This window comes from Flavobacterium sp. GNP008, assembly GCF_056428965.1.
In genome coordinates this window covers 1-265 of sequence record NZ_JBWJVL010000032.1, presented here as the reverse complement: position 1 = coordinate 265, position 265 = coordinate 1, and the positions used below count along the sequence as shown (strand labels likewise).

Here is a 265-nt window from a genome sequence, read left to right as displayed (position 1 = left end):
TAAGTATCCCACCTGGGGAGTACGTTCGCAAGGTTTCCGAGTCCAGGCCTTTCTCTTGACTCAATGCGCGAATCATTTCTTCCGACGGTTTTTCGGGTGGTGGCGTTGAGTCCCGTTTTTTCTGCCATTCGAATGTGCCGTCCCAATCCGGTAGCTTCGCTGGAGGCAGGGGGACGATATTGTCGATATCGGGAACGGTGGCACCAAGGGATTCGTAGCGATCCAAAAACTGACTGATTTTTTCGTACCGACGAGCACGTTCTGA

1 protein-coding gene is annotated in these 265 nt (G+C 52.5%); it reads right to left on the bottom strand.

Going from position 1 to position 265, the window contains the following annotated elements:
- On the bottom strand, window positions 1-226 hold a 226-nt coding region (locus AC0608_RS13765; protein ID WP_478289470.1), incomplete at its 3' end, for a DUF6396 domain-containing protein.
- Window positions 227-265 lie beyond the last annotated feature (39 nt).